General features: G+C 59.2%; 17 protein-coding genes and 1 tRNA gene. 4 read left to right on the top strand and 14 right to left on the bottom strand.

The features are described 5' to 3' along the window. Window positions 1–72: 72 nt before the first annotated feature. Window positions 73–1,305 (top strand): hypothetical protein, encoded by a 1,233-nt coding sequence (locus tag ACTD9P_RS10945; RefSeq protein ID WP_438867729.1) that lies wholly within the window; start codon window positions 73–75, stop codon window positions 1,303–1,305. A gap of 189 nt (window positions 1,306–1,494) precedes the next feature. Here ACTD9P_RS10945 and ACTD9P_RS10940 read toward each other — a convergent pair. Both ACTD9P_RS10940 and ACTD9P_RS10935 read right to left on the bottom strand, forming a co-directional pair. Beyond that, window positions 1,495–1,570, bottom strand: a tRNA-Asn gene (locus ACTD9P_RS10940). Between the two features lie 86 nt (window positions 1,571–1,656). Further along, window positions 1,657–2,541: a LysR family transcriptional regulator gene (locus ACTD9P_RS10935; protein WP_438867728.1), complete on the bottom strand. Its 885-nt coding sequence runs from the start codon at window positions 2,539–2,541 to the stop codon at window positions 1,657–1,659. A gap of 101 nt (window positions 2,542–2,642) precedes the next feature. Between ACTD9P_RS10935 and lldD the strand changes: the two genes are divergently transcribed. Beyond that, window positions 2,643–3,785 (top strand): FMN-dependent L-lactate dehydrogenase LldD, encoded by a 1,143-nt coding sequence (gene lldD, locus ACTD9P_RS10930; protein WP_438867727.1) that lies wholly within the window; start codon window positions 2,643–2,645, stop codon window positions 3,783–3,785. A 282-nt stretch (window positions 3,786–4,067) separates the two neighbouring features. After that, window positions 4,068–4,994, top strand: a complete 927-nt coding sequence (locus ACTD9P_RS10925; protein ID WP_438867726.1) for a GGDEF domain-containing protein — start codon at window positions 4,068–4,070, stop codon at window positions 4,992–4,994. Between the two features lie 21 nt (window positions 4,995–5,015). On the opposite strand, the gene ACTD9P_RS10920 is transcribed toward ACTD9P_RS10925, so the two are convergent. From ACTD9P_RS10920 to ACTD9P_RS10890, 7 genes are all read right to left on the bottom strand, one after another. Further along, window positions 5,016–5,789 (bottom strand): iron-containing redox enzyme family protein, encoded by a 774-nt coding sequence (locus tag ACTD9P_RS10920; protein WP_438867750.1) that lies wholly within the window; start codon window positions 5,787–5,789, stop codon window positions 5,016–5,018. 78 nt (window positions 5,790–5,867) lie between these two features. Next, the gene (locus ACTD9P_RS10915; protein ID WP_438867724.1) at window positions 5,868–8,342 is read right to left on the bottom strand and encodes an EAL domain-containing protein; all 2,475 of its coding nucleotides are present in this window, start codon (window positions 8,340–8,342) and stop codon (window positions 5,868–5,870) included. 65 nt (window positions 8,343–8,407) lie between these two features. Next, window positions 8,408–10,210, bottom strand: a complete 1,803-nt coding sequence (locus ACTD9P_RS10910) for an ABC transporter ATP-binding protein (RefSeq protein ID WP_438867723.1) — start codon at window positions 10,208–10,210, stop codon at window positions 8,408–8,410. Continuing rightward, the gene (locus tag ACTD9P_RS10905) at window positions 10,200–10,805 is read right to left on the bottom strand and encodes a DsbA family protein (protein WP_177034541.1); all 606 of its coding nucleotides are present in this window, start codon (window positions 10,803–10,805) and stop codon (window positions 10,200–10,202) included. Before ACTD9P_RS10905 ends, ACTD9P_RS10910 begins: the two co-directional genes overlap by 11 nt. A 36-nt stretch (window positions 10,806–10,841) precedes the next feature. Beyond that, on the bottom strand, window positions 10,842–11,783 hold the full coding sequence (gene trhO / locus ACTD9P_RS10900) for an oxygen-dependent tRNA uridine(34) hydroxylase TrhO (protein WP_219268642.1): 942 nt from the start codon (window positions 11,781–11,783) through the stop codon (window positions 10,842–10,844). Between the two features lie 275 nt (window positions 11,784–12,058). Next, window positions 12,059–12,352, bottom strand: coding sequence for a BolA family protein (locus tag ACTD9P_RS10895; protein ID WP_200431301.1), 294 nt, complete (start codon window positions 12,350–12,352; stop codon window positions 12,059–12,061). Between the two features lie 6 nt (window positions 12,353–12,358). Next, complete coding sequence (locus ACTD9P_RS10890; RefSeq protein WP_003175221.1) at window positions 12,359–12,877, bottom strand: DUF2059 domain-containing protein; 519 nt, start codon at window positions 12,875–12,877, stop codon at window positions 12,359–12,361. A 192-nt stretch (window positions 12,878–13,069) separates the two neighbouring features. Here ACTD9P_RS10890 and ACTD9P_RS10885 point away from each other — a divergent pair, with 192 nt between their 5' ends. Further along, window positions 13,070–14,458, top strand: coding sequence for a class II fumarate hydratase (locus ACTD9P_RS10885; protein WP_438867722.1), 1,389 nt, complete (start codon window positions 13,070–13,072; stop codon window positions 14,456–14,458). Window positions 14,459–14,822: 364 nt separating this feature from the next. On the opposite strand, the gene ACTD9P_RS10880 is transcribed toward ACTD9P_RS10885, so the two are convergent. From ACTD9P_RS10880 to ACTD9P_RS10860, 5 genes are all read right to left on the bottom strand, one after another. Next, window positions 14,823–15,779 (bottom strand): DMT family transporter, encoded by a 957-nt coding sequence (locus tag ACTD9P_RS10880; RefSeq protein ID WP_438867721.1) that lies wholly within the window; start codon window positions 15,777–15,779, stop codon window positions 14,823–14,825. 80 nt (window positions 15,780–15,859) lie between these two features. Beyond that, window positions 15,860–16,816 (bottom strand): fimbrial protein, encoded by a 957-nt coding sequence (locus ACTD9P_RS10875; protein ID WP_438867720.1) that lies wholly within the window; start codon window positions 16,814–16,816, stop codon window positions 15,860–15,862. Between the two features lie 83 nt (window positions 16,817–16,899). Then, complete coding sequence (locus ACTD9P_RS10870) at window positions 16,900–17,859, bottom strand: fimbrial protein (protein ID WP_438867718.1); 960 nt, start codon at window positions 17,857–17,859, stop codon at window positions 16,900–16,902. Window positions 17,860–17,896: 37 nt separating this feature from the next. Further along, window positions 17,897–18,433: a fimbrial protein gene (locus ACTD9P_RS10865; protein ID WP_438867717.1), complete on the bottom strand. Its 537-nt coding sequence runs from the start codon at window positions 18,431–18,433 to the stop codon at window positions 17,897–17,899. An 11-nt stretch (window positions 18,434–18,444) separates the two neighbouring features. Next, window positions 18,445–18,924 carry a fimbrial protein gene (locus ACTD9P_RS10860; protein WP_438867716.1) on the bottom strand — a complete coding sequence of 160 codons (480 nt, stop codon included), beginning with the start codon at window positions 18,922–18,924 and terminating at the stop codon, window positions 18,445–18,447. Window positions 18,925–18,931: the final 7 nt, after the last annotated feature.

Genomic DNA, 18,931 nt, shown 5'->3' with positions numbered 1-18,931 from the left:
GATCAGCGAACACTCTGAAAAACCATTTCGCGCAAAGCCATAGATATCGCCTCTTTTCAACAAGGAACCAGAATGACTGTTATTGCTATTATCAACCTCGAAACTGACCCTCACTTAATAGCCGACTGCTTGATAAGTGCGGACGGTGAAGACCCTAGGAAAGAAAAAAAAGTCTGGTTACCTTCACTGGGTCTAATACGAACTGACTGGGAGGGACCGAAAGGTCCATGGCACATTGTGCGAATGGGTAGAAAAACAATCATGCTGCCTAACAACGGCGGTCTACTTGCTTTTGCAGGAGACTGCACCGCTGCCTTTGAGTTCTGGAAACACCTCTCCGACGCAATAAACAGCACCCATGGTTATAATCCAAACGCCCGCGTAGAGGCCGGGCTTATCGAACGCGTGTTATCCGACATGGGTGCGACAGCAGGAAAATTCCACATGCTCGGCATTTTGACGGACGAAAGTGGAATACGCAGACCCTTTGTCCACAACTCAGAAAAAATGCTTGAAACTTCTAACTTTGGAACGTGCTATTTCGCTGGCTCTGGAACTAAAAAACTATCAGGCATGCTAGCTGCAGAGGATGAACGGCATTCAAACATGACGCAATGGACTTGGGACAAAATATCGCCAACGGAGGAACTAGCGGAATCGCTCTGTTCAACCATGCTTTATTTTGCGTCGGGCGAAAACCATGGTACAAACCCCAACACCCCGATCTATGACCGGTTTGGTGGGTTTTATGAGTGGTATAAAGTCAAAGAAGATGGCATTCGAGCGATGCCGTCCAGATTAGATTTAAATTTATACATGGAGAATGACAGACTCTATATAACGCGCTTGCACCTGTATGAACCTATTCAGCCGCGCCACCCCAAAACTTCAATCTTCAAAGGCCAGCAAGCAATTTTATCTGTTCTGACATTTTGCAGCGAAAAAATAGAAATCCCCTTTGAAAGCATATTCAAAGGAGCACTTGAAATTTCTGTTAGTCAGGTCGACGGCGTATTAATCGAACGCATGTTCGCGAACTATGACCGTCAAGGTATGATTGACCCTCGTTTTTCCGGAATCGTTCCCCACGATGTGCTCGCAGAAAGTTTTGCCGAACCGCTTGAACTAAGAAGAATAAGGTTAGTTATCAGCTTGAATAGTGGCGCCATTGCAAAAGGGCTCACAAAAACCGCTGACGCTTCTGCGCTTGCTAATATAGTTCACCGTGATGGAAAAACAAAAATCACCTTTTGTGAAAGTACTACAGAAAATATTGCTGATCTGATTTCAAAATACCGCAACTGAGAGCGATGTACCTCTATACCAAGGCGCCTGAAATCCTGTTGCACTTGGTTAATTGTGAATTTCATGGAGCTTGCCTCTGAATCGAAAGATCAGAGTCGGCTTCATTTAGACCACGCTGCGCGCTTAGGCGCCAAGGAGACAAATCCAGGGCAAAAAAAAGCCCGCATCTCTGCAGGCTTTTTCTCTATCTGGCTCCACGACCTGGACTCGAACCAGGGACCCAATGATTAACAGTCATTTGCTCTACCAACTGAGCTATCGCGGAATGCGCCGTATGTTACTGATTAAAAAGAAGAAGTCAAGCACCGAGGTGCATTGGGATGAATTCCTGCAAATAGCGGTCGCAACCCGTTAGCCCGAGTTGGCCATTTCCTTGGCCAGTTCCAGCCATGCACGCGCCGCCGGCGGCAGGTGCGCGCTGGCCCGCCATGCCAGGGCGATGTGCCAGTCGGTGTGGGGTTCGTCCAACGCAATCAAGGCGATGCCTGCGTGTTGATGTTTGAGTGCGAGCATGCGCGGCAGGAAGGCGACGCCCAGCCCGGCTGAGACCAGGTCAACGATAAAATCGATCTGCCCGCTGCGCGCGGTCACTCGTGGCGTGACGCCTTTGCGTTCACAGGCGGCGAGTATCTTGGCGTTCAGGGCGAAGCCGGCTTCGAACAAAATGAACGGTGAATCGGCCAGGTCGGTGAAGTCGATGCGTTTGCGCTTGGCCAGTGGGTGGCTGATGGGCAGTACTGCCATCAGCGGTTCATTGCGCACCGGCTGGTAGTCGAAGGCTTCGTCTACCGGCAACAGCAGCGCGGCGAGGTCGACCTCCCCGGCTTCCAGGCATTCGCGCAGTTTTTTGCTGCCGTATTCGGTGAGTTCGATTTCGATCTCCGGGTAGCGGCTGCGGTATGCCGCAAACATCGCGGCAAACAGCACGCCGCAGCCCACCGGCGGCAGGCCGATGCGCAGCACGCCGCGCTTGAGGCCGCGCAGGTCGTTGATCTCGGCCACCAGGTCGTTGTGCTCGGCGAGCAACACCAGGGCGCGGCGGTAGGCGATTTCGCCGGCGGCCGTCAGCTCGTTGCGATGGCCCAGGCGGTTGAGCAGCGGCGTGCCGAGCTCGTCTTCGAGGGTCTTGACCGCCTTGCTCACGGTGGATTGGGTCAGGGCCACCACCTCCGCTGCCTGGGAGAAACCGCCCTGGCGCACCACTTCGACAAAGGCCCGCACGGTTCTCAGGTTCATCGGTATTCCTATAACGACTGGGTATTAGTAATAAAAGTTGTTTTTATCATGCCAGCTTTTTGCTTATGGTGGTGCGACCCAGCTCTGTGGAGAACCCGTTCATGATCATCTCGTCCGCCTCCGACTACCGTGCAGCCGCCAAACGCAAGCTGCCGCGCTTTCTGTTCGATTACATCGACGGCGGCGCCTACGCCGAGCACACCCTGCGCGCCAACAGTTCGGACCTGGCCGAGATCAGCCTGCGCCAGCGCATCCTGCGCAATGTCGACAACCTGAGCCTCAAGACCACGCTGTTCGGCCAGGAGCTGGCCATGCCGGTGATTCTCAGCCCCGTGGGCCTGACCGGCATGTACGCGCGACGTGGTGAGGTGCAAGCGGCCAAGGCGGCGGCCAACAAGGGCATCCCGTTCTGCCTGTCGACGGTGTCGGTGTGCCCAATTGAAGAGGTGGCGTCGCAAAGCCCGCAGTCGATCTGGTTCCAGCTCTACGTGCTCAAGGACCGCGGCTTTATGCGCAATGCGCTGGAGCGCGCCCAGGCCGCAGGGGTTACCACGCTGGTGTTTACCGTCGATATGCCCACACCCGGCGCGCGTTACCGTGATGCGCATTCGGGCATGTCGGGGCCGTACGCGGCGCAGCGCCGGATGCTGCAGGCCGTGTGCAAGCCGCAATGGGCCTTTGATGTGGGCTTGATGGGCCGCCCACACGACCTGGGCAATATCTCCAGGTACCTCGGCAAGCCCACCCACCTGGAAGACTACATCGGCTGGCTGGCGAATAATTTTGACCCATCGATCAGTTGGAAAGACCTGGAGTGGATCCGTGAGTTCTGGAAAGGCCCGATGATCATCAAGGGCATCCTCGACCCCCAGGACGCCAAGGACGCGGTGAGTTTCGGCGCCGACGGCATCGTGGTCTCCAACCACGGCGGGCGCCAGCTCGACGGCGTGTTGTCGACCGCCAAAGCCTTGCCGCCGATTGCCGAAGCCGTGGGCGATGACCTCACAGTGCTGGTGGACTCCGGCATTCGCTCCGGGCTCGACGTGGTGCGCATGCTCGCCCTGGGCGCCAAGGGCTGCTTGCTGGGGCGCTCGACTGTCTACGCGCTGGCTGCCGCCGGCCAGTCCGGAGTGGAAAACCTGCTGGATATCTTCGCCAAGGAGATGCGCGTGGCCATGACCTTGACCGGCGTCACCTCGATTGACCAGATCGACCACAGCACCTTGGTTCAAACAGCCAAATAACTGACGTCACTGCACAGCGACTGTTTGGGTCTTATTAAAACAGTCGTTGATTTATAAGGCATTTTTAAAAGTTAAACAAAGTGGCATGAATCTCGCTCTAAACCCTTTCAAGCAGGTTAAGCGATGACAAGACGTGTGGCAGGGCCCAGGGGTTATAACCCATGGCAAAGCGGTTTAAACTGTCTCCAATGTTTTACGGAACTGAAGGAACAGTAAGACGCTTGGCATTTGCCGCTCTCGTGCAGCCTGTAAGACAGTTAAGTGCTTAGAGGCCGTCAGCTTATGAAATCACCGACCCAGACCAACGCAATTGACTTCGACAGTGCCAAATTGCAACGCCTGGGGTTTGGTCAGCCTTCCCTGCTTCCACGTCGCCCCGCCACACTTGCGCAACTTCGTCAGCAACTGAACCAGCAATTGCAAACCAGCCTTGAGCCGGAACGCATCCTCGCGCTGTTCTTTCGCGAAGTTCAGCGCCTGGTGCCGTTGGACGCGCTGCAATATCGCCATGAGGCCAGCGATTTGCGCCTGGAGTTCGGCCATCGTGGGCACCACTCGGTGAGCTACACCTTGAGCCATGAAGGCGAGCATCTGGGCGAGTTGATATTCCGGCGTAACCAGCGCTTGCTGGACGATGAGTTGGCGCAGCTTGAGTCCTTGCTGTCGACCTTGCTGTACCCGATGCGTAACGCCCTGCTCTACCGCGCGGCCACCCGCAGCGCCCTGCGTGACCCGCTGACCGAAACCGGCAACCGCATTGCGATGGACCAGACGCTGCAGCGGGAAATCGACATGGCCCGGCGGCACCTGAGCCCGTTGTCCTTGTTGATGCTGGACATTGACCACTTCAAGAAAATCAACGACACCCACGGCCATGCGGCGGGCGACATCGTATTGCGCGCAGTCGCCGACTCGATCAAGAGCCAGTTGCGCAATGTGGACATGGTGTTTCGGTTTGGCGGGGAAGAGTTTTTGATCCTGCTGTCGAACACCGGCCGGGACGCGGCGGGTATGGTCGGCGAACGCCTGCGTCGGGCGGCAGAGGCTCAGGACTATTGGGCGGACGGTAAGCGGATTGAACTGACGGTGAGCCTTGGCTGCTCGACCCTGTTGGCTGCCGAGTCGGCCGAAAGCCTGTTGCGGCGGGCCGACAACGCCCTGTACGTGGCCAAGCGCGAAGGTCGCAACCGCTTGGCAATGGCGGGGTAAAACCCCGCCATCACGCTTACATCACGCCTCGCTGGCGACGCGAACCTGACGTTCGCGAACGGCTGCTGGCGCCTTTGCTTTTTCGTTCTCCAACCGCATGCAACTTTCCAAAAACAGGTACATGTAGTCGTAGCTCTTGCACACCGCCTGGCGCAGCTCTACCTGCAAGGCTTTGCCTGGGTTCATCCCGGCCAACGTGCAGATGATTTCCAGCGCTTCCCAAGGGTGGGCGTCGTCGTATTGCGCGTGCATCTTCAACCACTTCATGGCGCGCTTGCGGTCTTCTTCAGGGAAGGCGGCCGCATACACACCGGTCGAGCACACCACGGCGGACCACTCACCAGTCGCCCCCTCGATTGCGTAGTTGGTCGCGGCAATCGCCACGATCAACGAATCGGCCGAGCTGGTGTGCCAGCACCAGTGACTCAGTGCGTGCAATTCCGGTGGTACGTTCTGCGCTTGCAACTCTTCCAGGCTTACCCCGTGGGCACGCGCCCAGTGCACCCAATAGTCGGCGTGGTTGAGTTCCACGCGAATATTGCGCATCAGCCACCGGCGCGCCATATCCTCCCCAGGATGACGGGCAAACTTGGTCTTGGTGAGGTTCTGTGCCATGTACAAGGCAAACTGTTCAACCACTGGCCAGCCACCGATAAGGTAGTGGCGCATGGTCTTGGCGCTGAGCGTGTTGTCACGCATGCGCTGGTACAGTTCGTGTTCGACAACGCGGCGCTTGCTCTCGCTACAGTCCAGGATCAATTGTTGCGCCCAGGCTGGGTAACTCGAGGCTTCCATAAGCGGGCCGGTTCGATTGAAGGTGTCGATCACTGTAGGGCTCCTTTTCTAATGTGATTGTACAGACCGTCGGATGCTTCAGCGGAATGTGCCCGGCGCCTTGAATAACAGTGGCTGCGGCCGCACGGGTCGGCACTGCAGACTATCAAAGGTAAACAATTGCGGACGTTCGATCAGGTATCCCTGAGCATAATCCACACCGATCTCAAGTAAAGCCTGTTCGATCAGCGGTGTTTCAACAAATTCGGCAATTGTGCGCTTACCCATGACATGGCCGATGTGGTTGATCACTTCGACCATGGCACGGTTAATCGGGTCGTCCAGCATATCCTTTACGAAACTTCCGTCGATCTTCAGGAAGTCTACAGGCAAATGTTTAAGATAGGCGAACGAGGACATTCCGGCACAAAAGTCGTCGAGTGAAAAATGGCAACCTAAGGCCTTGAGTTCATTAATAAAACGGATTGCACTACCCAAATTGGCAATAGCACTGGTCTCTGTTATTTCAAAACAAATCATTTCCGGCGGAATGCTGTAAGCCTCGAATTTCTCACGTAAAAATCCGAGAAAATCATCATCCCCGATAGTTATGCCTGACAGATTAATCGCACACATGGCCATAGGACGGCCCGCACGCTCTCGCATACAACCGGCGATAATCTTAAATACGTTTTCCACCACCCAACGATCCAGCGAAGTCATCAGACCGTAACGTTCGGCAGCCGGAATAAAACTGTCCGGCAGGATGATCCGGCCCGCCTCGTCGTGCAGGCGCAAAAGGATCTCAATATGGCCATTGCCGCCATCGGTGTGGCCCAGTGGTGAGATTTCCTGGGAGTAGAGGCAAAAACGATCTTCCTCCAAGGCCATGTGCAGGCGCTGCACCCAGGCCATTTCGCCAAAGCGCAGGGACAATTCCGAGTCATCGGCGTGGTAGACCTGCACCCGGTTGCGGCCCTTTTCCTTGGCCATATAGCAGGCCATATCGGCGGCGCGCAGCGAGGTTTCCAGGGTGGTCGGCGATTGCGAGATATGCACCAGGCCAATGCTCACGGTGGTCATGAACGGCCGGCCCTTCCACACAAAGTGCAGGCTTTGCACGGTATGGCGCAGGCTTTCGGCGATCTTTTCCGCCACCGCTGCCGGGCAGTTCTCCAACAGGATGCCGAACTCATCGCCGCCCAGGCGCGCCAGGGTGTCGCCTTCGCGCAGGTCCGATTGCAACAACGCGCAGATATGCCGCAGCAATTCATCGCCCGCCGCATGCCCGCAGGTGTCGTTGACCAGTTTGAACTGGTCGAGATCGAGGAACATCAAGGCATGCCGCCCGCTCTGCTGGCGCGCTACCTGTTGCAGCACCTGCTCCAGCCGGAACTCGAACTCGCGGCGGTTAGCCAGGCCCGTCAAGGCATCGTGCGTCGCCTGCCACGACAGGTTGGCGATGTACTGGCGCTCCTGGGTCATGTCGTGCAACACCAGCACCGCGCCGCTGACCTTGCCGGCACTGCGGATTGGCGCACCTACCAGCGTGACTGACACCGTGCTGCCGTCCACGCGCTGGATCAGCTTGGAATGCTCGCTGCCGCCACTGAGTTCGCCCTTGATGATGTGCTCGATCAGGGCGAAGCCATCGGGCTCGGCATTCTCATCCAGCAGGTTGAATAGAGCCGCCAGCGGCAATCCCTGGGCCTGGGCGGTCTTCCAGTGGGTCAGCGCCTCGGCGGCCGGGTTCATGTAGGCAATGGCGCCGTCGACATCCGTGGTGATCACCCCGTCACCAATCGACTCCAGGGTGATCTGCGCCCGCTCCTTCTCGGCTTGCAACGCGGTGGCGAAGGCGTGGCGCTGGGTCAGCAGCTTGTGGGTACGCATCAGCGCCAGCACGATCAAACCCAGCGCAGTGGCCAGGTTGGTGATCAGCAACAGGCGCAGGATCATCCGCGAGCCTTCGCCCAAGGCATCGCTGAACGCTTTAGCGGCTGGCGTGACGCCGTCGTTGATGGCGATGATGCGCGTCTTCCAGTCAGCAATGTCGCCAGGGCTGACCTGATTGCTGCGGATGGCCCGGTGCATCGCCTGGGCCAGGTCATCGAGTTGCACCAGGTAACCATCGCCCACGGTCCACAACTCGATGGCTTTTTCCAAGTAGCTGAAATGACGAAAGTTGAGGTACAGCCAGATCAGGCTGGACACGTCATCGGGGTGGTTGCCGCCCTTGAGGATGCCCAGGCGCGCGGCCGCAAGGTCAGGCGCGGGATGGTCCAGCGCTACCCGCAACTCATGGCCGCCCTGGGGCACGGCGATGGCTTGCTGGTATTTGAGGAAGGTCGTTTCGTCGCGGTTATCGGCGTACAGGGTCAGGTAGTAGATGGCGTCTTTCTGGCCCTTGGACCACAAGCTCTCGCCTGCCACGTAGCCGCGCACCGCCGACAGCATGTAAAGACTGACGCAGCCCAGCAATGCCTGGAACAGCACGACGGCGATAAAAGGCCAGACAATGCCCAGCAACCGCGGCCTGCTTAACGTCACTCCGAGAGTACGCTTTTGCTTCATGAGGTCCCTTGCACATGCACTGCTTGATACGCACGCGAAAATCCGCTCTCGATAGCTCAGCTAAATCAACGCACTTGTTGCAGATGCCCATAGAGCTTGGCGTACAACCCTCCATCGGCAATCAACTGCTGATGGTCGCCATCTTCGGCGATATGCCCACCATCAAACACCAGTACCCGGTCTGCCTGTTTCACTGCAGAAAGCCTGTGGGCGATGATCAGTGTAGTACGCCCACTGAGAAACCGCGCCAGCGCCTGGTGCAGGTTGTACTCGGTAGCGGCGTCCAGGGCGGAGGTGGCTTCGTCCAAAATCACCACTTTCGGCTCGGCCAGCACCATGCGCGCGATGGCCAGGCGTTGGCGCTGCCCGCCGGAAAAACGCACACCCGAGCGCCCTACCACACTGTCCAGGCCCAACGGCAGTGCCTTGACGGTAGCATCCAACTGAGCGATTTCCAGTGCCTGCCAACAGGCTTGGTCACTGCGGGCGCGGCCCATGGTCAGGTTGGCGCGCACGGTGTCGTTGAACAGAGCCGGGTGTTGCAGCACCACCGCGACGTTCTCGCGAATGGTCGCCAGGCCGATTTCCTGCTGGGTGGCACCGCCAAAACGAATACTGCCGGCCTGTGGCGTATACAGCCCGAGCAGCAGTTGCACCAAGGTGCTTTTGCCGCCGCCGCTGGCGCCGACAATCGCGACCTTCTCGCCCGGTGCGATGGCCAGGTTCAGTTGGTCGAGCACCAACTCTTCGCCATAGCCGAAGTTAAGGCCACGCACCTCGATGCCGACGGTTTCACGCCCGGTGAACGGGTCTTCGCCGCCGGCATATTGCGGCTCGTCGGCGCGTGCCAGCAGCTCGTTGATACGCGTGAGCGCACCCCCTGCCGCGTAGTAGGCATATTGCAGGTTGAGCAGTTGCTCCACCGGGCCGATCATGAACCACAGGTAGCTGAACACTGCGAGCATCTGGCCGATGGACAGGTCGGAAAACAACACGGTGAGCATCGCCGCTGCGCGAAAGATGTCAATGCCGAACTGGAACAACAAGCCGCTGGCGCGGCTGGAGGCGTCGGTTTTCCATTGCGAGTGGATCGCGTAGTCGCGCACTTCCTGGGCGCGCTGGCCCAGGCGCCCAAGGAAAAAGCCCTGACGGTTGCCGGCGCGCACTTCCTGGATGGCGTCCAGGGTTTCGGTCAGCGCCTGGGTGAAGCGCGAGGTGCTGTCGTTCTCCAGCTTCTTCAGGTGTTTGACGCGCTTGCCCAACTGCACCGTGGCGTAGATCACTAATGGGTTGAACAGCAGGATCAACAACGCCAGTTGCCAATGCATCCACACCAGAATCGCCGAGGTGCCGACCAGCGTGAGCATCGCTACCAGAAAGCGGCTGAGGGTTTCGCCGACAAACTTGTCCAGCGTATCCAGGTCGGTGACCAGATGCGTGGTCACCGTGCCACTGCCCAGGCTTTCGTATTCGCCCAGGGAGATCCGTTTGAGCCGTTCGATCAGGCGCACGCGGATGCGGTACACAATATCCTTGGCCAGCCGCGCAAACAGCCGCGCCTGCACCACGTTGAACACCAGCGCGCCGCAGCGCAGGCACAAGGTCACCAACAGCATCAGGCCAATATAACCGACCGCCTTCTGCCACCCCAGTGGCAACGCGTGGTTCATCACCTTGAGCGCGGCATCGCCGTGGCCAAGCAGCACTTCGTCCACCAGCAACGGCAACAGCAAAGGTATAGGCACGCTGCACAGGGTCGCCAGTACGGCAACGCCATTGGCGATCCACAGGGATTTCTTGTGACGCAGGGCCAGGCGGCGAATTTCCGCCCAGGTCAGTCGGTCGATGCGTTTGGACTCATCCTGCACAGGTGGCTCGCTCCAGCCATCGGGCGAGCAAAGGCGACAGCTCGGACAACGGCTGATAGCCGTTGGTCAGCAACGCCAGCTGGCCATTGCGCTCGGCCAGCAACGTCGGGAAACCGGCAATGCCCAGGTCCTGCACCCAGGTAAAGTCGGCGGCCGTTGCTGCATGTTGCTCGGCACGGTCGAATGCACCGGCAAACTCGATACGCGGAATACCCGCCTGCTCGGCCAGTTCCACCAGCACGCTGGCGAGGGTCACATCGCGGCCTTCGACATAAAACGCACGCTGGATCAGCCCCAGCAGGGTCCAGGCGCAATCCGGCGCCAGGCTGCGCGCGGTGACGATGGCGCGGCATGCAGGCTCGGTGTCATAGACAAAACCGTCGGGCAATGCACCTTCGCGCTTGAACGGCTGGCCGGTGGCGTCGGTGACGGCCTGCCAGTGCTCAAGGATATAGCGCCGCGTGGTCGGCTCCAGCGCAGCGCCGCTGCCGGTGCGCAAACCGCCCACCACCAGGTGCACGTCCACGCCGGCCGCCTGGGCCTGCTCAACCAGCGCCTGCGCCACCGGGGCAAAGCCCCAGCACCAGGAACACATCGGGTCCATCACATAGAGCAGGCGCGCGGGCATGGGTCAGGCCTCGGAAGGGGTTTGCTTGTAGTTGAAGCCAATCGGGTGCGGCATGTTGCGGGCCTTGGCCAGCTCGATCTGCTTTTGCCGGTCGATGGCACTGCGACGGGTCTTCTCCGGCAGCTTATCCCAGCAATGCGGGCAACTGATGCCAGCCACATAGTGCTCGGACGCGCGGTCTTCTACGCTGACCGGCGTGCGACAGGCATGACATTGATCGTAGTCGCCTTCGCTCAGGTCGTGGCGCACGGTCACGCGATTGTCGAACACAAAACAGTCGCCCTGCCATTTGGTTTCTGCCTGCGGCACTTCTTCGAGGTACTTCAGGATGCCGCCTTTGAGGTGGTAGACCTCATCGAAACCTTCGCTGAGCATATAGCTGGAAGCCTTTTCACAGCGAATGCCGCCGGTGCAGAACATGGCGACCTTCTTGTGCTTGGCCGGGTCGAAGTTGGCTTTGATGTAGTCGGGAAATTCGCGAAAACTGGTGGTTTTCGGGTCGATTGCGCCTTCAAAGGTGCCGATCGACACTTCGTAGTCATTACGCGTGTCGATCAATAGCACCTCAGGGTCATTGATCAGTGCGTTCCAGTCCTGCGGCTCGACGTAGGTGCCGACTTTTTTGTTCGGGTCGACGCCTTCGACGCCCAGGGTCACGATCTCTTTCTTGAGCTTGACCTTGGTGCGGTAGAACGGCTGGTCGTCGCAGTACGACTCTTTGTGGTCGATGTCGTCCATGCGTGGGTCGTTCTTGAGCCAGGCCATCAGGCCATCAATGCCTTCGCGGCTGCCCGAAACGGTGCCGTTGATGCCTTCTTCGGCGATCAGCAAGGTGCCTTTGATGCCGTTGTCGACCATTGCCTGCAGCAGTGGCTCGCGCAGGGCGACATAGTCTTCGAGGGTGACGAACTTATACAGTGCCGCCACGACGATGGGTTGAGTCATGGGTGTTCTCTCCAGGTGGCTACCCTCGTAAGGGGTGAACCGGATGCAAAAAAAACGCGCCGGCTAAGCGGCGCGTTGCGGATTCTAACAAAATTGGCGACGTTTATGGGCCGCCTCTTTACTGTGGCGAGGGAGCTTGCTCCCGCTGGGCTGCGGAGCGGCCCCGATAAGGCGATTGTGACCTTTCACAAAGATCGCAGTGATGGGCATCAGGGCTGCTGCGCAGCCCAACGGGAGCAAGCTCCCTCGCCACATAACGCCAATGCGCCACAGTGTCAGTGCCCGCCGGCGCAGGTCGGCGAGGCCGGGGCTGCGTCGATTTTCGCCCATTCTTCGGGCGTGTAGGTATGCAGCGCCAACGCATGAAATTCGCTCATCAGGTCACCCAGGGTGGCGTAGACCGTCTGGTGGCGCTTGACGCGGTTAAGCCCCTCGAACTGCGGGCTGACCAGCACGGCCTTGAAGTGGGTCTGCAACCCACGGCTGTGCATATGGCTTTCATCCAGCACGCTCAAGTGTTGCGGGCTCAGGGCGGCAAGCGCCGTTTCGATACGCTGTTGCATGGTCATTCCTGCTTACTTCTTCTTGGCCGGTGCGGCGGCTTTTGGCGCGAGCTCGTTGGTCATGTCTTCGAGCAGCTTGTTCACCACCGGCACGGCGCTTTCCAGCTTGGCCTGGGTCATCTGGGCCGATTGCTGGGTCAGTTGCGGCATTTTTTCCAGGACTTTCTTGCCCAGTGGCGACTGGTAGAAGGCTACCAGATCCTTGAGTTCGGATTCGCTGAAATTGGTGGTGTAGAGCTTGACCATGTCCGGCTTCAGCTTCGGCCAGCCGATGGCTTGGTCCAGCGCGGCGTTGGCCTTGGCCTGGTAGCTGTCCAGTACGGACTGCTTGGCGGCAGGCGCCTTGGTCTGTTCGAAACGCTGGGCAAACATTTGCTGCACTTGCATGTACACCGGGGTACCCAGCTTGTCAGCGTGGGCCAGGGTAAGGAAGGCTTCGGCACTGGCGTTATGGCTGGCGGTATCGGCAAAAACCTGGCCGCTGGCGCAAACCAGAGCAACCGCGGTACAGATGGCACGAAGACGAGTCATCGAGTTTCCTTTCTAGCAGGCGAGGTAAGACCCCAAGGGCGACCATTCTGCGCCTAAAAAACGCCATGTCTCAACCCCAGCGCTCTTTGCGCCTGCATTCGTGGTGGATTAATCCGATGAAAAGTCTTTTAGGGAACCCCCAAGACCGATCACAGCCTAAACTGCGCAAACGAACCTGAAGGAGTGTGCCCGATGAGCCGTATTGAAACCGACAGCCTGGGAGAAGTCAGCGTCCCGGATGACGCTTACTGGGGCGCCCAGACCCAACGCTCGCTGGTGAACTTCGCCATCGGCGAGCAACGCATGCCCCTGGCGGTACTGCATGCCCTGGCCCTGATCAAGAAAGCCGCAGCACGGGTCAACGACCGCAACGGCGACCTGCCCGCCGACATCGCCCGCCTGATCGAACAGGCCGCCGATGAAGTGCTCGATGGCCAGCACGACGACCAGTTCCCGCTGGTGGTATGGCAGACCGGCAGCGGCACCCAAAGCAATATGAACGCCAATGAAGTGATCGCCGGCCGCGCCAACGAGCTGTCGGGCAAGGCCCGTGGCGGCAAAAGCCCGGTGCACCCCAATGACCATGTGAACCGCTCGCAAAGCTCCAACGACTGCTTTCCCACGGCCATGAGCATTGCGGCGGTGCAGGCGGTTCATCAACGCCTGTTGCCGGCGCTCGCCACGCTTTCCGGCGGCTTGGCCGAGCTGGCCGCCCGCCATATGAAGCTGGTCAAGACCGGCCGCACCCATATGATGGACGCCACGCCGATCACCTTCGGCCAGGAAGTTTCGGCGTTTATCGCACAAATCGATTACGCCGAGCGCGCCATCCGCAGCGCCCTGCCCGCCGTGTGCGAACTGGCCCAGGGCGGCACCGCCGTGGGCACCGGGCTCAATTCGCCACATGGCTTTGGCGAGGCGATTGCCTCCGAGCTGGCGGCCTTGTCCGGCTTGCCATTCGTCACCGCGCCCAACAAATTCGCTGCCCTCTCCGGCCACGAACCGCTGGTGACCTTGCATGGCGCGCTGAAAACCCTGGCGGTGGCGCTGATGAAGCTCGCCAACGATCTGCGCCTGTTGGGTTCTGGCCCACGCGCAGGCCTGGCCGAGGTCAAGCTGCCGGCCAACGAGCCCGGCAGCTCGATCATGCCCGGCAAGGTCAACCCGACCCAGTGCGAAGCACTGTCGATGCTGGCCTGCCAGGTACTGGGCAACGACGTGACCATCGGTATTGCCGCCAGCCAGGGTCATCTGCAACTGAACGTGTACAAGCCGGTGATCATCCACAACCTGCTCGAATCGATCCGCCTGCTGGCCGATGGCTGCAACAACTTCCAGGAACACTGCATCGCAGGGCTTGAGCCGGATGCCGGGCAAATGGCCGAGCACCTGGAACGCGGCTTGATGCTGGTCACGGCGCTCAACCCGCATATCGGCTACGACAAAGCGGCGCAGATCGCCAAGAAGGCCTACGCCGAAGGCCTGACGCTACGCCAGGCGGCGCTGGACCTGGGCTACCTGACTGATGAAGAGTTCGACCAGTGGGTGCGCCCGGAAAACATGTTGGAAGCCGGGCACTAGGAGAACTGGCGAAAAAGCATCCTGTGGTGAGCGCGGTTCTGTGGCAAGCAGGCTCTTGATCGTTCCCACGCTCCGCGTGGGAATGCATCCAGTGACGCTCTGCGTCGCCTTCAAGGTAGCCGTGGCCTGCGGGACGCAGAGCGTCCGGGGCTGCATGCCCACGCGGAGCGTGGGAACGATCTAATCCTGTGGTGAACGCGGTTCTGTGGCGAGCAGGCTTGCCCTGCGTTGGGCTGCGGAGCAGCCCTGATCCAGGCAACGCGTTCTTCCAGGCAGACCTCATCGGCGGGTTTTGGGGCCGCTGCGCAGCCCAACGCAGGGCAAGCCTGCTCGCCACACTGGGCGTGTTCGTCCTTAAAGGGTATTAAGACGCCAAACGCAGCCGCCGGGCCTTGAGCCCGGCGAACAGCGATGGCGCCAGTGCTACCGTGGCTGAACCGAGCACCACCACCAACGCGCCGACGTAGCCCAGGGTATTGATCTGCTCCGCTTGCACATAGTCCGGCCACAGCCAGGCCGCCAAAGCCACCGCGACAAAGGTCACCAACGGCGTCAACGCCAGGGTCGCACTGACGCGCGACGCCTCCCAATGCGCCAGCGCTTCGGCAAATGCACCATAGGCCACCAGCGTGTTCATACAGCACGCGAGCAGCAACCAGCCTTGCAGCGGACTCAATTGCAACGCCTCCAGCGGATGCGCCCACGGCGTGAGCAACAGTGCGCACGAGAGATAGATCACCATCATCACCTGCAACGAATTCCACACGGTCAGCAATTGCTTTTGGCCCAGGGCGTAGAACACCCAGATGGTGGTAGCCAGCAGGATCGTCAACACGCCCGCCGTGTACGTGCCCATGGAGGTCAGCAGCTCAGCCAGGCGCTGGTTGAAGAACAGACCAAAGCCCAGGATCAGCACCACCAGCCCCATGCCCTGCCCCAGGCTGAAGCGCTCCTTGAACACGAACACACTGGCGATCATCAAAAAGATCGGCCCCATCTGCACCACCAATTGCGCGGTGCCGGGGCTGAGCATTTTCAGGCCCACCAGGTACAACACGTAGTTGCCCACCAGCCCACACACAGCCATCGCCACCAGCCAGCCGCCCTTGGGCCCAAGGACCTTGCGGCTGGGCAAACGTTGAGTCAGTGCCAGGTAGATAAACAGGCAACTGCCGGCCACCACCAGGCGAAACCAGGTGACGGTGACCGGGTCCATCACCTGCAACACTTGCTTGAGCTTGATCGGCAGAATGCCCCAGAGCAGCGCGGTCAGCAGGGTCAGGAGAAAACCGTAGACCCAGCGGCCCGAAGAAATGTGCATGTGTGCCCCAAAAAACCAGAGGTGGAGGAGCGGGCATTCTAGGGCGATGCACTGTGCTTTGGGTATCGATCATTTGTGTGTCAGGGCACCCCCATCACCAGCACACCGCTGCCGGTTACGCTGCCGGCGGTTGGCAGCGAGCCATTGCGGCGCACCAGCGAAAACGTCACATCGTCGCCGCCCACACTGTTGGTGATACGGGTGAGGAATGAGCCGTTTACCGGCACCGCAGTGCCCGCGCGCACCATGGCCGTGCCCACGTCGGGATTGCTCATGATCAGCAGGCGTGAGTCGAACGCGGTGCGAGTACCTTTGTAGGTAATGGTGATCGGTGTGTTGATTCCGCCGTCCGGGCAGGAGTAAGTGAGCCTGCGGTTGCTGACGATGGTGGAGGTCAGTGGGTCGGTGCCGATTGCGCGCTGGTGGACGGTGCCGAAGTTGATTTCTATCGGGTTGTTATTGTTGATCGTGCAGGTGGATGGGGAGACGGTGAAGTTGTTGGCGGCCGTGTAGGTGACCGTGAGTTGCGGTCGGGTGCCGTCGTAATTGTTCGAGCTCGTGAGGCGTAAAAGTCCGAGATTATCGCCGATGCGCACATCGAACGGATTGGACGGATAGTTACGCAGCAGAATATAGGGGGTGACATTGATCGGGTAAAACACGCCATTGTTGGGGATGTTGACTATCCCGACACCACTGGGCACCGGCGTATTCAAAAAAGACCCGTTGACGCGTAGACCAGTGCCTTCGCCAGCAAATTTTGGACCGGGTGTCCAGGCGGTGCCTGCTGCACTGCCGGTTGCCCAAAAGTCCGTATGCCAAGCCGGCCCCCCGCTAAAGGTAAATCGACATTCCAGCCTTGCCCCTTCCAACATGATCCTGCTGCGGTCTGCAGCCAGAGTTACAGTAACGGGCACTTGCAGATTGGGGTTGCCATTCTGCCAGGGCCCGCCATTAACACGACAGTCCACGGCGTGCGCGGTCGTCGTAATACCCGCCAGAGCAAAAAGCACTGCGGCTCCATAGCATCGTTTCATCTTGATCTCTTGTGGTTTTTCTAAACGGTTGGGTCGTTTGGCGCGGTGCGCTTTCGGCTATCGGCCTTAGCCTTGCACAGGTGTCAGGGCACGCCCATCACCAGTACACCGCTGCCGCTGATGCTGCCGGGGGTCGGCAGCGAACCATTGCGGCGCACCAGCGAAAACGTCACATCGTCGCCGCCCACACTGTTGGTGATACGGGTGAGGAATGAGCCGTTTACCGGCACCGCCACACCGCCGCGCACCATCGCCGTGCCGACATCGGGGTTGTTCATGATCAACAGCCGTGAGTCGAACGAGGAGCGCGTGCCCTTGTAGGTGATGGTGATCGGTGTGTTGATCCCGCCGTCCGGGCAGGAATAGGTAAGCCTGCGGTTGCTGACAATAGTGGAGGTCAGTGGGTCGGTGCCGATTGCTCTTTGATGGACGGTGCCGAAGTTGATTTCGATAGGGTTGTTATTGTTGATCGTGCAGGTTGATGGAGAGACGTCGAAGTTGTTTGCAGCGCTGTACAGGACACTGAGTTGCGGCCGAGAAGAATCGTGATTGTTTGTACTGGTGAGACGCAATAGACCGAGGTTATCCCCTATTCGAACACTGATCGGATTAGACGGATCGTTGCGCATCAGAATAAAGGGGGTGATATCGATGGGATACCCTCTCAGGTCGTCAGGCATCGTGGCTGCCCGCACGTCATTGGGGACAGGTGTGTTGTAAAACGCTCCGTTTATTCGCAAACCGGTCCTTTCCCCGATGAATTTTGCGCCGGGAGTCCAACCGCTTCCCGATAGATTGCCAGTCGCCCAGTAATCGGCAAACCACGATGGGCTCTGCGATCCTGGAGAAAATCGACATTCAAGTCGTGCCCCCTCCAACAAGATCCTCGTACGATCCGAGGCCAAACGCACAGTAACGGGTACCTGTAAGTTAGGATTGCCCGTTTGCCAAGGTCCACCATTGACCCGGCAGTCAACAGCCTGTGCGGTCGCGGTAAAACCCATCAAGACGAGAAGCGCGCAGACTCCATCTAGTCGTTTCATTTTGATCTCTCGTTGCTCTGCCCTACCCATGCGCAGCCTATGGGTAGTCCAACGTAAAAGTGGAGGTCACCGTGTAAGCACCGTGCCCGATGGTTTGATCCAGCAGGGCCTTCGGCTCGCCTTGTACATAGGCCTTGAGCTCGATCACATTGTTGCCATCGCTGAGCACCTGTTTGTCGCTGACGGCATTCAAAGGCAACGGCTTGTCGCTCAGCGTCTCAATGCCGACCCCGATGCCTGACGCCCCACTGCCGCCATCAAGCGCGAGCAAGCCGGGAAGTTCTGCGTTTTCCACGCCGCCGAAGGTGATGGTCACCGAGTCGCCGATCGTGGTGTCACACTCCTCCAGGTGCAGCTGGAAACGTTTACCCACCGAGCGCGTGTTCAAATACAGGTACTTGCTGGTCAGGTCCCAGAGTTCCAGGGTAATGGCCTCGTCGCCGGGGCGGATGGTGCAAGCCTCTTCAACCAGGTTGCCCTTGAAACTCAGGTTGTCCGCCGCGTGCCCCTTGGGGATCAACCCGAAGCTAAGCAGCACTGCCAGCGCGCCCTTGTGCACAATTTGATATCGCATCGACTCAGCTCCTACTGGTATTCAGCCAACAACGTGGCCACCGCCGTAAACCGCGCGGGCGCAAGGATTGCACCCGGTTGCTGCACAGGCACCACTTCCAGTGTGGGCGGCGACGAGAGGGTGATCTCCAACGGCGTATTGAGCGCAAATGGCAGATTGTTCTGAAAGATCCGAATGCCCAGCGCCGGCACGCTGGTCTGCACCGCCGAGCCGTCAAACGCCGTGGGCGTGCCGTTGACGCTCAACTTCAACTCCCAGGGCAGCGTGTCGGTGCCACAGTTAATGGTGTAGCCGACGCCCCTGCGGTATTTCACGCCATCGACGCGCTTGACCCCGACATCGCCGAAATCGACTTCAATCGTGTTGCCGGTGTCTATGGTGCAGGGCGGCGGTTCATTCAGTGTGCCGCTGAACCGCACGTTGGCCGACGCGCCGCTGCACAGGCCGATGGCGCACAGGGCGAGCAACGCTCGCTGTTGCCAAACCTTCATGGGTCGT

This window comes from Pseudomonas onubensis (genome assembly GCF_965653655.1).
Lineage (GTDB): Bacteria > Pseudomonadota > Gammaproteobacteria > Pseudomonadales > Pseudomonadaceae > Aquipseudomonas.
The sequence above is the reverse complement of the archived record's forward strand: the minus strand, read 5'-3'. Positions and strand labels throughout refer to the sequence as shown.